Source organism: Microbulbifer mixtoriginis (SeqCode) (assembly GCF_052467515.1).
In genome coordinates, this window is sequence record NZ_CP174314.1 from 2303228 (window position 1) to 2315767 (window position 12540).

Below are 12540 nucleotides of genomic sequence, written 5' to 3' on the forward strand. Positions count from 1 at the left end.
AACCTCTTTACGAATATCTTATTATGCGATGACATTCATTTGATGCGACACCTATCATGCATATCTCTCAGTTCTCAACAGGCTGTGGTGCGCTCGTGGAAGGCATACAGCTAGCTAATTTATCTAGTACCGAACTAAGCGAACTACGCCAGGCTTTCGCTGATCATGGCGTGCTATTTTTTCGCAACCAGTCTCTATCCCCTGAGGAGCACTTGACCTTCGCCCGCCGCTGGGGCGAAATTGTCATCAATAAGTTTTTCACCCACACTCAGGAATATCCAGGCATCGCTGAAGTACGCAAGGAGAAAGATCAGGAAACCAATGTAGGCGGTGGCTGGCATACTGATCATTCTTATGATCAGGAACCAGCCCTCGGCTCGATTCTGGTTGCCAGAGAATTACCTAAATCCGGAGGCGATACCCACTTCGCCAACCTACAAAAGGCGTACGAAAGTCTTTCCAATGGGCTAAAGCAAACACTGGAAACACTTAGGGCCGTACATTCCAATGTCCACGTATATGGTGAGGATGGTTACTACCAATCAACAGATTTGTCATCACAACTTGGGGGCGTCAACGAAGTTGGAGAAGCGATTCATCCGGTGGTAATCCAGCACCCCGATAACGGGCGCAAGATTCTCTATGTAAATCCAGGATTCACACTGCGCTTTGAGGGATGGACACCTGAGGAAAGTAGACCTCTATTGAACTTCCTATTTGCCCACGTGCTCACTAATGGCTATACATGCCGCTTCAATTGGGAGCCGGGCTCAGTCGCATTTTGGGATAACCGCTCTACCTGGCATTCTGCCGAAAATGATTATCAGGGACAGTTCCGCCTAATGCACCGTATCACCCTTGCTGGAAGAGCATTAGAAGCTGTCTGACCAGAGTTTGGGGCGTCGCAGTTTACCGTCAGTGAAAAGGTTCGGCTGCGCCCCAGATAGACTCCTCACACTGGCCGGGGGCTTTAATCATCAGTGGTTAAGTATGTGTCATTAGCGACTATTAAAACAAGGCAACTTCTAGACAAAGCCCGACCCCCGAGAAGTATCCAGTTACTCCACCTTCCTCTAGTGTTTTCTCTACAAACTTGTCTCTACCCCTCTGAACGACTCTTATCTACTGGATTTGATTAGTATCTTACGCCGCCGCTAAACTTAGATGAAAGCGAAAGGGTTCTTCTCATCTAATTTCGAACAAGTGGCTGAAACCAGCTGGTCAAAAAAATGCATAACGCAAGAGCGATAAAAAATATGACTATTGATTCTGTTTGGAAAGAATATCGTTCAGCCCTGCGAGCTTTTCTCAGCTCAAAGGTTTCATCTGCCGATGCAGTTGATGATCTGCTCCAAGAGATCCTGATAAAGATTCACAGGAATATCCATACAGTAAGGGATCAAAAAAGTATCAAATCTTGGCTATTTCAGATAGCCAATAGGACGGTTATTGATTTCTACCGTGAAAATGGAAGGCTCAAGGAAGTAGAACTCGAAGACAACTTGTTGTTACCTGAAGAGGATTCAGAAACGCAGCGTAGGTTATCAGCCTGTATAGAGCCTTTTGTTAACGCGCTCCCACAGGACTCAGCTGCTCTACTAAAGGCTATTGAACTGGAAGGTCAGTCACAAAAATCTTATGCGACAGAGCATAAAATCCCCTACTCCACCTTAAAATCCAGAGTACAAAAAGGTAGAAGCCAACTGCGCAAACTATTTGAGGACTGCTGCCATTTCACTCACGACAGCCATGGAACAGTGATCGATTATGTGCCGAAATCAAAACACCATAAAAATTGTTAAATAGTTTCGTCTTTTTCAAAAAGCTTCCGTCATATAAATACAAACCAATGACGAGGACGAATTATGATCAAGGTTGTCAGCTTTAAAATATGCCCTTTTGTTCAGCGAGTAACCGCCCTTCTTGAAGCAAAAGAGATTCCCTATGAAATTGAGTACATTAGCTTGAATGATAAACCTCAGTGGTTCCTGGATATCTCACCCACTGGCCAGGTACCAGTTCTAATCACCGATTCTGGGGAGGCCCTCTTTGAGTCCGATGCGATTGTTGAGTACTTAAATGAAATAGCCCCACCTCTAGAGTCAGGGCTCACTCCAGAACAACGTGCGCGCGACCGAGCCTGGAGTTACCAGGCAGCAAAGAACTATTTGCTACAGTGCTCTGCTCAGCGTAGTAAAGATAAGCAAACACTGGCTGAGCGCAGCGAAAAACTGAGCAAAGTTTTTGAGCGAGCTGAAAAGGCTTTAGGACAGGGGCCATATTTTAAAGGCGCGACGCTAAGTAATGTCGATATTGCCTGGCTACCACTTCTTCACCGAGCTGCCATTATCAAAGCACGTTCCGGGTACGACTTCATTGTCGACTACCCAAAAGTAAAGGCATGGCAAACTGCCATTCTGAATACTGGATTGCCAGAAAAATCAGTACCTGAAGATTTCGAAAAGCTCTTTACAGATTTCTACCTATCAGAAAATACTTTTCTTGGAGGTAACAAGGCAAGTACCCACAATCTAGATAACTCTTGCGCCAATGGGAGTTGCTGCTAATCTTCTCTACCGCACGCCCCTTGAAAGAGGGGCGTACAAAGAGAAAGCGTGTCAATTTACCCAGCACAAACATACTACATAACTCGAATAAATCATTAGTCCTTGTCATTTTATTCACTGCAACTACTTCGGAGCTCATAGTAGTCAACAAGTCAAAGCAACCCTATTTACCCTTGATGTTACAATGTTATGCGAGATCAGATATTTCTAGATGTCTGGATTAATATCTAGATGAAGTTAAATTGTTAGGAGATTGTCAGGCTCCGAACAAATGGATAGTGATTCACATGCCCTTCAAGAATCACCATCTCCCGAATACATCCCAATAACTCTGATCCAGTTCTTACAGGTTGGAATGACAGCTCTCTCTCGAATAACCTCAGAAAGTAAATTTCAATCCCCTTGGGGTAAGTTCTTCAGGAAAAAGTCTCGCATATTTTCACCCATGACCTTGCGAATTTCCTCTTCAGTAAACCCTTGACTTAGCATTTCTGCGGTCAAAATCCCCAAATCACCAGCATCAAAAGAAACTTCAACGGTGCCATCATAATCTGAACCAAGGGCAACATGATCAACCCCTAATAGATCTATGGCGTAGCGGATTGTTTTAACAATATTGTGGGGGCTATTATCACATACCGCTTCTTCCCAAAATCCAATGCCGATCAAGCCCCCTTGATCGGCAATCTCCTTCATTAGGTCATCGCTAATATTACGCGGCGAATCACACATACCTTTCAGGCCAGTATGAGAAATAATTACAGGCCTTTTGGTCAGAGCCAACACATCCCTCACAACAGGCTCTGAGGAGTGGGCTACGTCGATAACAATTGAACGTTTATCCATCTCCTGCACAGCTGACCGACCAAACTCTGTTAAACCAGCCCCACTTTGCCCATGCAAAGATCCACCCAGTTCATTGTCAAAAAAGTGCTGTAATCCCATCACTCGAAAACCGGCCTCATAAAGGCGGTCAATATTGGATAACTCACCCTCTAATGGGTGGGCCCCTTCAATACCAAGAATTGCTGCGAGGGTGCTAGCGCCTTGTTGCCGGGCCTGGAGGATTTGCCTCAGATCTTCCGCATTACGCACAATGCGAAATTTCTCGGGAGAAGATTCCTGTAGCTTAGTAACCCTTTCAGAGTGAAAAAGTGCCCGCTCCAACAAGCTATTCCATGTTCGCGGCGGCCAACCTTGAGCAATTGCCAGTAAGGTTATATTGTCACCAGCACTAGCAGAGTTTTCATTTAAGTTCATGCCCCGGGGAGACTTAGTGACAGAGGTAAAAACCTGCATTCCCAAATTACCACGCCGTGCCCTGGGTAGATCAAGATGGCCATAGTTTACCTCCTTTGACAAATCACGAGACCAGAGGAAGCTATCTGCATGCAAATCACCAACAATGAGTGATCTATGCAAAGCTTCAGCTTGTTCGGGAATTTTAGGGGGCTCACCAACACTAATCTTGTTTAAACTTCGCTCAATTCCTGGCAGCAAAAGCCATTTCCAGCTCGCGAACAATATTAATGCCACTGCTGTCAAACTTATAAGCCAAGTCTTCATTATGATTTCCTGATGCCAGTAGTCTTGTACACGATTGGGGTTATAACCTGAGACGTTGCGGCATGTCAGGAGCCAGCTAGGTTTGGAAACACTCAATGATCAATTAAAAGTCAATACGCTCAAAATACACACACAACATCACCTTAATCTGGTGTCCAGGTCAATATTTAGGAAAACCAAGGAATCATAGTGACAAATTATTATCGATTTATTCTAATATTGTTGATTACAGTACTATTTAGTGGCTGTGCGGCACTTTCACCGAGCTTCCAAAAACCTGAAGTAGAAGTGGTCGCCGTGGAACCTCTTCCTACAAGAGATGGCAATAATCTCAGATTTCGAATTCACCTTCGCGTTTTCAACCCAAACAATAGTGAATTGGCACTCTCCGGTCTTTTCTACACTCTGCGGCTAGGTGGGCATAAGGTTTTGACGGGAACCTCAAATAACCTGATGCCCATCGCCCCCTACGGCCAGGATGATATCGCTGTGGATGCAACAGCTAGCATAGTCGGCTCAATCTTTGCCGCTGTAAACCTCATTAACTTAAATCAGCACTCAATACCCTATGAACTAGAAGCAAAAATAGGCTTGCGTAAATCACTACTTCCCTCAATTAAGGTGAATAGAAGTGGGGTCATTCACTTGAACCAATATCGGTAACTCTTTCGCTTGATTTACTACTTGTCGGTCTGTGGAGGGCCGCCTGCTTGCCCTCCTCAATACTCACCCGCTAAATTTGCTTGGTAAGGATCAGGGACATTACAAAGTTACCCATTGGTGCACTGTTATGACTGAGGAACCCCTCGTCAGGATGGGACTGGGACTCATAAATTTTTGTGTTATACCTGATCTTCAAGCCGAATTCGTAAGAGTTTCGACCAAAGAAAGCGCCGATATTCGCAAACGTCACCTCCTTCTCAGGGGTGACACCATAGCTGAAGATTTTTACTCCTCCCTTAGTCTTTGAATTGCCCTCCATCAATACATTCCTTTGAACAGTTCTATGCTCTAACCCAGCCTGTAAATACCAGTAACGCCCACCCTCAAGGGGGGAGGACGCGGCACTAAAGGCGGGTAAAGAGCTTCCCAATAAAACTCGCACCCCTGCACCAAAGTCCCTGACGATATTACCTGTTTTCCAACGTAGGTAAGGCACTAGTCGATAGCTTGTGCCCCATATGACATTCTGGAGTAAGTGATAATCTAACTTAAGCTCAGGCATCAGTCCCCATTCATTGAAGACCTGGGAATCCCATCCTTTGGGGGGAGAAGACGAGACAATCCAGTGCATAAATTTCTGTGTTTGGCGAGCGCCCGCTCTAGAGCCGACTGTTCCGGCATCAAGTGTTAAATCAATCATCCACTGATTTAAAATTTGATATTTGTATCTTATGCCTAAATAGCTCCAACCTGCATAGGGATGCTCTTCATTAATGGGTTCAGATCTACCAAGATGATCTGGAGTATAAATCTCCTGACCAAACCTCAAGGTGTAGGGCTTTCCTATAGGGCTCCAACGAACAAAGAAACCGCCTGTATAGTCTCTGTCTGTCTGGAAAAGTGCATCATTTACTAGTTCAAGCTGTAACTTCCCTTTTGGTGAGTCATCCGCACAAAGCATTGAGGCGTGGCAGACAGACAGCAAACCGACAATAGAAGCTGAAAGTTTTTTTCTATTAATAAGCACCCTTAACCTGCCCTCTCGAATGATTGAACCAGTTTGTCCAGATCAAAATCCGGTGATTAATGCCCCCAATCCCCAACCTTATCGGCCCCAGGGATTTGAAACTCCAGGTATTCCTCAATGCTAAATGGCATTTCTTCCACGACTGCTCGAACTCGTTGGCCAATGGCTTTGGTCTCAGGGCGCGCATTGGCAAGCCCGGTGTAGGGGATACCCTTTCCGCTTGGCACATCAGGATACTTTTTCTTAAAGAGCCGATGCCGTGCAAGCATATGATTGAACTGCCCTTGGGTGTATATCAAAGGCACTAATTGCGGATATTCCTCACGCGGGTCCATGTAAAGATCGTAGTAGGCCTCTGGCATCCCTGAAGACGCAACCTCACCAGCGCCTATCCAGTGACGCTTATAGCGCCCTTTTACCGTAGCTCCTAGTTGGTTGCCGGTATAGATAAAGACATAATCCCGACGACTATGGGTATCGCCATTTAGCAGCAGTGCAGTCTGATCCAAACCATCCACCACTCTGTCGGTTGGAATATACTCAGAGGCGCCAGCAAGCCTGGCAAATGTGGTGTACAGGTCGGCGATATGAATAATATCTCCCACTACCTGGCCGGGTTGAACCATACCTGGCCACCAGGCAAAGGCTGGGACTCTTACCCCTCCTTCAGTGAAATCCCCTTTGCCTCCCCGATATAACATGGGGAGCATACCCCAACCCGCAGGGGGACTGTGCACCATGGGACCATTGTCTGCCATGGCTACAAAGAGAGTGTTTTCTGCGATACCCAGCGCTTGTAGCTCCGCCATTAACTGGCCGGCGAAGTCATCCACTGCGGGAAATGAATCCGCCACCATCAAACCAGAAACGGATGGCTTGGGCATAAAGGCGGCCATAAAATTCAAAAAATTAGGCCAGTAGGCCACAAAGAAAGGCTTGTTGGCTTCAGCGTTCTTACGAATGAACGCTATGGTACGACGCTCCGCCTCGGGGTCGAACTTGCTGAAACACTCATTGGAAGTCCCGCACCACTCCCTACCAGGCTGTCCTTTTTCACCTTCAATATTCATGACCCAACCGGTGGGAACCAAACCGGGGTTATCCAGGCGATAAGGGTCTGGAGGGTATATCTCAGGAAACATACCCAGCACCGCATTTACGGCATTAGCTTGAGGGTTAAAAAGAGAGGTTATCTGGTTCATTGGGGTAAATAACGCCTCATCAAACCCCTGGTTGTGCAAGTAGCTCTCCTCAATATCTCCCAAGTGGCCTTTCCCAAAGAACCCAGTGGCATACCCGGCTCTGGACAGCACCTCCGCAATGGTTACTTCCTCAGCACGAAGCCCAGAAAATTCATGGGGCATCCCCACAGCCCCCATGCCAAAGCGCACCGGATGGCGACCGGTAAGCACAGCAGCGCGGGTTGGAGTACAGGAAGGTTCAGAGTACATGCGAGTAAAGTTGATACCCTCTGCGGCCATCTTATTTAAGTTTGGTGTTGAGTAACCGAAATTTTTTTGTAATGCAGGAAATCCAACAGCACCAAAGGCCGTGTCATCCCAGAGAAGGAAAACAATATTGGGGGGCTGCCCATATTTATCCCGTAGAGCCTGTAACCGCCTGGTTATTTCTGAGTCTTCTTGCTGCCAGCGCTCACCATTTTGCATTTTCAACACATAGTATTCAGCGTCATGTACTATCTGTGCCTGCACAGGCATCCAGCTCAGAAACACCAGCAACCCGATCAAGATTTGCCTCACTGTCACAGTCCATCCTCCCTCAGTAAGTGTGGCTGGAAGTGCAATACTTTTATTAACTGTGTTACAACCCCAATGCATCACTCTAGAAGAAAGGTGTCATGGGAGCGCTATAAGTGGCGACAACTAGAAAGTTTTTATGAGTGGCCAGGCCCTACAAAGGCCCAGTGGTTCCGACAGGAAGGAAAGAATTTAAGTCATGGAGGGATAGGTGCCCCACAGCATACAGAAGGACACCTAAAATAACGAGATCGGCAATAACAGGGATCTAGGTTACAGAGACTTATGATTATCTGCCATCAATACAGGCCAGGCTGCGCGTAAGTACATCACCATGGTCCAAAGGGTCAGAGCCGCGGCAATATACAGCAGTAGATAGCCCAGAGTTTCCATTACAGGAAAGTCGCGGACATCAAAAGCGAGAAGCACTATGATTGCCGCCATTTGTGCGGTTGTTTTTATCTTCCCGACATAGGACACAGCAACACTACTGCGCTGCCCCAGTTCTGCCATCCACTCGCGCAAACCTGAGACCGCGATCTCCCGGCAGATAATAATGGCTGCAGCCACAGTGAACCAGGCACTTTTGTGCAGACCCACAAGCAATACAAGCGCAGTAGCTACCATTAACTTATCTGCAACAGGGTCAAGAAAGGCGCCAAAGGCAGTGCTCTGATTAAGTTTCCTTGCTAGGTAGCCATCAAGCCAGTCGGTAACTGCGGCAGCTGAAAAAATAACGGCAGAAGCAATGTAACTCCATTTATAAGGTAAATAGAAAACCAAAACCAGGACAGGTATCAGTGCGACGCGAAGCAGTGTAAGTTGGTTGGCGAGTGTCATACTTTTCTCTGTTCTTGCGGAGGGCGTACGTTATCAAGCTGTGGGGCAAATTGAAACGCTCAATGAGAAACCCGGAGAAAAAATCCGCCGCCTGTGCCCTGCATTTTTACTCGTGATGTAGTGCCGAGTATATATCCTGCGCAAGCTTGCGACTGATGCCATCTACACTAGCAATTTCTGTCACTGTAGCCTTCTTAATTTCCTGAAGACCGCCAAAATGGCGAAGCAATGCGCGTCTACGTGCGGGGCCCACGCCAGCAATACCCTCCAGAGGGGACTCCCTTCGTTTTTTGTCACGCCGCGCGCGGTGCCCGGTAATTGCAAATCGATGGGCCTCATCTCTAACCTGTTGAATCAGGTGCAATGCCGGGGAGTCCGCCGAAAGTACCAGTTCCTGATTACTGGAAACGATATGTAAGGTCTCAAAACCTGCTTTACGGGTAGTGCCCTTGGCCACTCCGATTATCTGAACACCTACAACGCCCAGGCCATTGAGGGTATCCACCGCCTGACTGACCTGCCCCTTGCCACCGTCAATTAACAGGATATTAGGGAACTTACCCTCACCTCCCGATAGGCGCGTGTAGCGACGCTTAAGTGCCTGCCCCATTGCAGCATAATCATCACCAGCCTGAATGCCATCAATATTAAAGAGACGATAATCTGACTTAACTGGACCGCCTGAATCAAAAACCACACAAGAAGCAACCGTGGCCTCACCCGAGGAGTGGCTGATGTCAAAGCATTCCAGCCGCTCGGGCAACTGTTCCAGTCCAAGCACTTCTTGAAGGGCCTCAAAACGACTAAACAACTTCTGCTGCGCTGCAGTGCGGCTACTTAAATTCTGCTGAGCCGCCTGCTGGGCCATTTCCACCCAGGTAGCGCGCTTGCCTCGCAGTTTATGGGTAACTGAAATGTCTCGCCCTGCCTGAGCACCGAGTGCCTGCTGCAGCGGAACCACATCTTCTATAGATTCCGAGGCTAGAATTTCACGGGGAATTTCTCTTGGACTACCGAGATAAAATTGAGCCACAAAGGCCGAAAGTAATTCAGGGTGGCTTAAGCCCAAACGCTCACTGGGAAAAAAGCTGCGACTACCAAGAATTCTCCCCTGTCGGATAAAAAGTACATGCACACAGCAGCTACCACCCTCGGTGGCAACACCATGGACATCAACATCCCCTGTATCACCCTCTGCCACTTGATCCGCTTGAAGACGCCGTAGTGCGGATATTTGATCCCTGAAGCGCGCGGCCTTTTCAAACTCCAACGCTCTTGAGGCTTCATCCATTTCATCGGCCAGTTCACGAATAATATTATCGCTCTTGCCAGTGAGAAACATTTCTGCGTGGCGTACATCTTGGCGATACTCCTCGGGACTGATGAAGTCTACACAGGGTGCCGTACAGCGCTCAATCTGATATTGCAGGCAGGGCCTGGATCGATTGCGAAACACGCTGTCTTCACAAGAGCGAATACGAAAGGTCTTTTGCAAAAAATTCAGGCTATCGCGTACAGAAGAGGCATTGGGAAAAGGACCAAAATAGCGGCCTTTCTTTCGCTTAGCTCCACGATGGAGTGCTATGCGGGGAAAAGTGTCAACACTGGAAAGAAAGATGTAAGGATAGCCCTTATCATCTTTCAGCATCACATTGTAAGGCGGACGCTGGGATTTAATCAGGCTTTGTTCGAGTACTAATGCCTCGGTTTCACTACGAGTAACAGTTACTTCGATGTTCCCGATCTTCTGCACCAGCGCCATGGTCTTGGCTGTGAGCCCAGAGCTGCGAAAATAACTGGCAAGCCGATTGCGTAAATTTTTCGCCTTACCCACATAAAGTATATGGTTACTGGCATCGAACATTTGATAGACGCCAGGCTTGCGGGTAACTGTAGAGAGAAAACGCTTGCTATCGAACATCTGACAACCGGTCTTGCCGCTTCAGTAAATACACGGATATTAGAGCGCTGCTTCCGGGTCGAGTATCTGATACTTGACGGCAAGCAAGGTCAATTCCACATCGCTGTTAATATTCAGCTTTTCAAATATCCGATAACGGTAGCTATTAACGGTTTTAGGGCTGACCGAAAGGGACTTGGCAATCTCGGCAACCTTGGCTCCATTCACAATCATGTCCGCAGTTTGCAACTCACGTTTAGAAAGTTTTTCAAAGGGAGAAAGGTTATCCGATTGGCCTGAGACATTGCGCAGAGCCATTTTGGTAGCCATGGAGTTACTGATAAAAACTCCACCATTCATTACTGTATGAATTGCACGCACCATCTCTTCAAGATCTGCCCCCTTGGTCACATAACCCATAGCACCGGCTTGCATAAGGCGGCCAGGAAACAGGTCGTCATCCAGGGCGCTAACAGCCACTACTTTGACTTCAGGACAGCGGTTTAACAGCTTGCGGGTCGCCTCCAAGCCACCCATTCCTGGCATTTTTACATCCATCAAGATGACATCAACCGCAGTCTCACGCACGAATTCCAGCGCTTCTTCGCCACAATTCGCATCGCCAACAACTTCAATATCCTCGACGTCACTCAACATGCGCGAAATCCCCATTCGCACAAGGTCGTGATCATCCACCACTAAGACTTTGATCAAGCTATCCCCAACTACGGATAAGTGCAGTGGCTACGCGGCGTACAATCCCCTCGCGCGTGCTCTTGAACTGCGTTCTTCTTTTTACTCACGGAGAAACTACTCCGCGCAGATCCTCCCCAAGAATCCAGTCGCAACATACCAGACAAAAACGCTACTGCAAAGCGCCACAACCGTCTCAAATGCTGTTTAACTGATGTTTAGCCGCAGGATCTTGGCTTGTATATAGCGATTAATTATAACCTAGAAACGTAACAGCTAATCATTCTGCACTCAAGCCGGCCTTTGCCGCATGACTTGAGGAAACGAAAATTCAAGAAATAAAAAAAATTTTTTGTACTTTGCAATAGTCAATAGATTTTATATTTCTAACAGCTATAGCAGAATTCTTTATAGAAACCAGTATAAAGTCCTGCCATCAAAACCAGACAGGACTTGGGGCTCGCACTTTGCGAATACTCGAAAGGCAGTTATTTACTGAGCTTTAAGGGTAAAAGCGTGGCTCCGGCTCGAGGGAAACACCAAATTTTGAATGTATATCGGCAGCAATATCCTGAGCAAGCTGTACTAATTCACGGCCTGCTCCCCTACCAGGATTAATCAGCACCAGTGCCTGGCGCTCATGGACTCCAACCGCACTGCGCCGTAAACCGCGCCAGCCAGCGCGATCTATTAACCAACCAGCGGCAAGCTTCCAATCCTCGCCGGCCGCGAAAGCAACTAGATCGGGATGCTCTGCTTTTAGACTCTGATAAAGATCCGTATCTACCACCGGGTTTTTGAAAAAACTCCCAGCATTGGGGATCTCAGTAGGCAAAGGCAGTTTGTTACTCCGGATATCAATAACTGCTTGAGCAATCTGAGTAGGTGTCGGGTGGTTTGCATCCCAATTGTGCTGCGAAATATATTGGCGCAGTGCCGGGTAGTCAACGCGCGGCTGCCAGTCTTGTGGCAACTGCAAATTCACCTGGGTAATAATATACTGGTCGCGCAGACGCCCTTTAAAAACACTATCCCGATAGGCAAAACCACAATCGTCTTTAGTAAAATCGTGCAGCTCACCTGTGGCAACTTCCATAGCCTGCAAGCTTGTAAAGCGATCACACAACTCGATACCGTAGGCACCTATATTTTGGATCGGTGCCGCACCAATCTTACCGGGAATCAGTGCAAGATTTTCAAGTCCACCTATGCCACTGCTGACAGTAGCCATAACCAGCTGGTGCCAATTTTCCCCAGCCGCAGCTTCAATAGTATGCCCCTGACTATTGGGCTCTATTAAAAGTCCTCGCAAGTCGACCTGGATAACAAGACCTGGGAAATCATCGGTCAACACAACATTGCTACCACCCCCCAAGGGTAAGATTGGTAATTTCTGTGTTCTGGCGAAGGCCAATGCCTCTCGCAGCTGATCCAGGTTTTGCACCCTGGCAAAGTGGGCGCTACGAGCCGAAATTGCCAAGGTATTGTGGGGCTGCAGGTCAATATCAGTTTCTATCATGCAGGTAA

Annotated in this window: 11 protein-coding genes; 4 read left to right on the plus strand and 7 right to left on the minus strand. The window is 47.4% G+C overall.

From position 1 onward, the window contains the following. Positions 1-56: 56 nt before the first annotated feature. The 3 genes from ACJJIT_RS09800 (at position 57) to ACJJIT_RS09810 (ending at position 2567) form a co-directional block, all read left to right on the plus strand. Positions 57-887 carry a TauD/TfdA dioxygenase family protein gene (locus ACJJIT_RS09800; RefSeq protein WP_444900833.1) on the plus strand — a complete coding sequence of 277 codons (831 nt, stop codon included), beginning with the start codon at positions 57-59 and terminating at the stop codon, positions 885-887. A gap of 342 nt (positions 888-1229) precedes the next feature. Further along, positions 1230-1802 carry an RNA polymerase sigma factor SigZ gene (sigZ, locus tag ACJJIT_RS09805; RefSeq protein WP_444900834.1) on the plus strand — a complete coding sequence of 191 codons (573 nt, stop codon included), beginning with the start codon at positions 1230-1232 and terminating at the stop codon, positions 1800-1802. A gap of 63 nt (positions 1803-1865) precedes the next feature. Then, positions 1866-2567 carry a glutathione S-transferase family protein gene (locus tag ACJJIT_RS09810; RefSeq protein WP_444900835.1) on the plus strand — a complete coding sequence of 234 codons (702 nt, stop codon included), beginning with the start codon at positions 1866-1868 and terminating at the stop codon, positions 2565-2567. Positions 2568-2960: 393 nt separating this feature from the next. Here ACJJIT_RS09810 and ACJJIT_RS09815 read toward each other — a convergent pair whose 3' ends face one another. Next, on the minus strand, positions 2961-4133 hold the full coding sequence (locus ACJJIT_RS09815; RefSeq protein WP_444900836.1) for a dipeptidase: 1173 nt from the start codon (positions 4131-4133) through the stop codon (positions 2961-2963). Between the two features lie 189 nt (positions 4134-4322). On the opposite strand from ACJJIT_RS09815, the gene ACJJIT_RS09820 reads away from it, so the two are divergent. After that, entirely contained in the window at positions 4323-4796 is a 474-nt protein-coding gene (locus ACJJIT_RS09820; RefSeq protein ID WP_252085822.1) for an LEA type 2 family protein, read from the plus strand. Between the two features lie 70 nt (positions 4797-4866). On the opposite strand, the gene ACJJIT_RS09825 is transcribed toward ACJJIT_RS09820, so the two are convergent. The 6 genes from ACJJIT_RS09825 to murB all read right to left on the minus strand — a co-directional run bounded on the left by ACJJIT_RS09825 (position 4867) and on the right by murB (position 12532). Continuing rightward, complete coding sequence (locus ACJJIT_RS09825; RefSeq protein ID WP_444900837.1) at positions 4867-5823, minus strand: lipid A-modifier LpxR family protein; 957 nt, start codon at positions 5821-5823, stop codon at positions 4867-4869. Between the two features lie 56 nt (positions 5824-5879). Continuing rightward, positions 5880-7589 carry a sulfatase-like hydrolase/transferase gene (locus tag ACJJIT_RS09830; RefSeq protein ID WP_444900838.1) on the minus strand — a complete coding sequence of 570 codons (1710 nt, stop codon included), beginning with the start codon at positions 7587-7589 and terminating at the stop codon, positions 5880-5882. 264 nt (positions 7590-7853) lie between these two features. Next, the gene (gene pgsA, locus ACJJIT_RS09835) at positions 7854-8420 is read right to left on the minus strand and encodes a CDP-diacylglycerol--glycerol-3-phosphate 3-phosphatidyltransferase (RefSeq protein WP_252085819.1); all 567 of its coding nucleotides are present in this window, start codon (positions 8418-8420) and stop codon (positions 7854-7856) included. A gap of 106 nt (positions 8421-8526) precedes the next feature. After that, the gene (gene uvrC, locus ACJJIT_RS09840; RefSeq protein ID WP_444886106.1) at positions 8527-10341 is read right to left on the minus strand and encodes an excinuclease ABC subunit UvrC; all 1815 of its coding nucleotides are present in this window, start codon (positions 10339-10341) and stop codon (positions 8527-8529) included. A gap of 39 nt (positions 10342-10380) precedes the next feature. Beyond that, complete coding sequence (locus ACJJIT_RS09845) at positions 10381-11034, minus strand: response regulator (RefSeq protein ID WP_252085817.1); 654 nt, start codon at positions 11032-11034, stop codon at positions 10381-10383. Positions 11035-11515: 481 nt separating this feature from the next. After that, complete coding sequence (gene murB, locus ACJJIT_RS09850; protein ID WP_444900839.1) at positions 11516-12532, minus strand: UDP-N-acetylmuramate dehydrogenase; 1017 nt, start codon at positions 12530-12532, stop codon at positions 11516-11518. Positions 12533-12540 lie beyond the last annotated feature (8 nt).

Bases quoted from the DNA above. Each gene is read 5' to 3' on its own strand.
- ACJJIT_RS09800 (WP_444900833.1), top strand. From the start codon at position 57: ATGCATATCTCTCAGTTCTCAACAGGCTGTGGTGCGCTCGTGGAAGGC.
- sigZ (WP_444900834.1), top strand. From the start codon at position 1,230: ATGCATAACGCAAGAGCGATAAAAAATATGACTATTGATTCTGTTTGG.
- ACJJIT_RS09810 (WP_444900835.1), top strand. From the start codon at position 1,866: ATGATCAAGGTTGTCAGCTTTAAAATATGCCCTTTTGTTCAGCGAGTA.
- ACJJIT_RS09815 (WP_444900836.1), bottom strand. From the start codon at position 4,133: ATGAAGACTTGGCTTATAAGTTTGACAGCAGTGGCATTAATATTGTTC.
- pgsA (WP_252085819.1), bottom strand. From the start codon at position 8,420: ATGACACTCGCCAACCAACTTACACTGCTTCGCGTCGCACTGATACCT.
- uvrC (WP_444886106.1), bottom strand. From the start codon at position 10,341: ATGTTCGATAGCAAGCGTTTTCTCTCTACAGTTACCCGCAAGCCTGGC.
- murB (WP_444900839.1), bottom strand. From the start codon at position 12,532: ATGATAGAAACTGATATTGACCTGCAGCCCCACAATACCTTGGCAATT.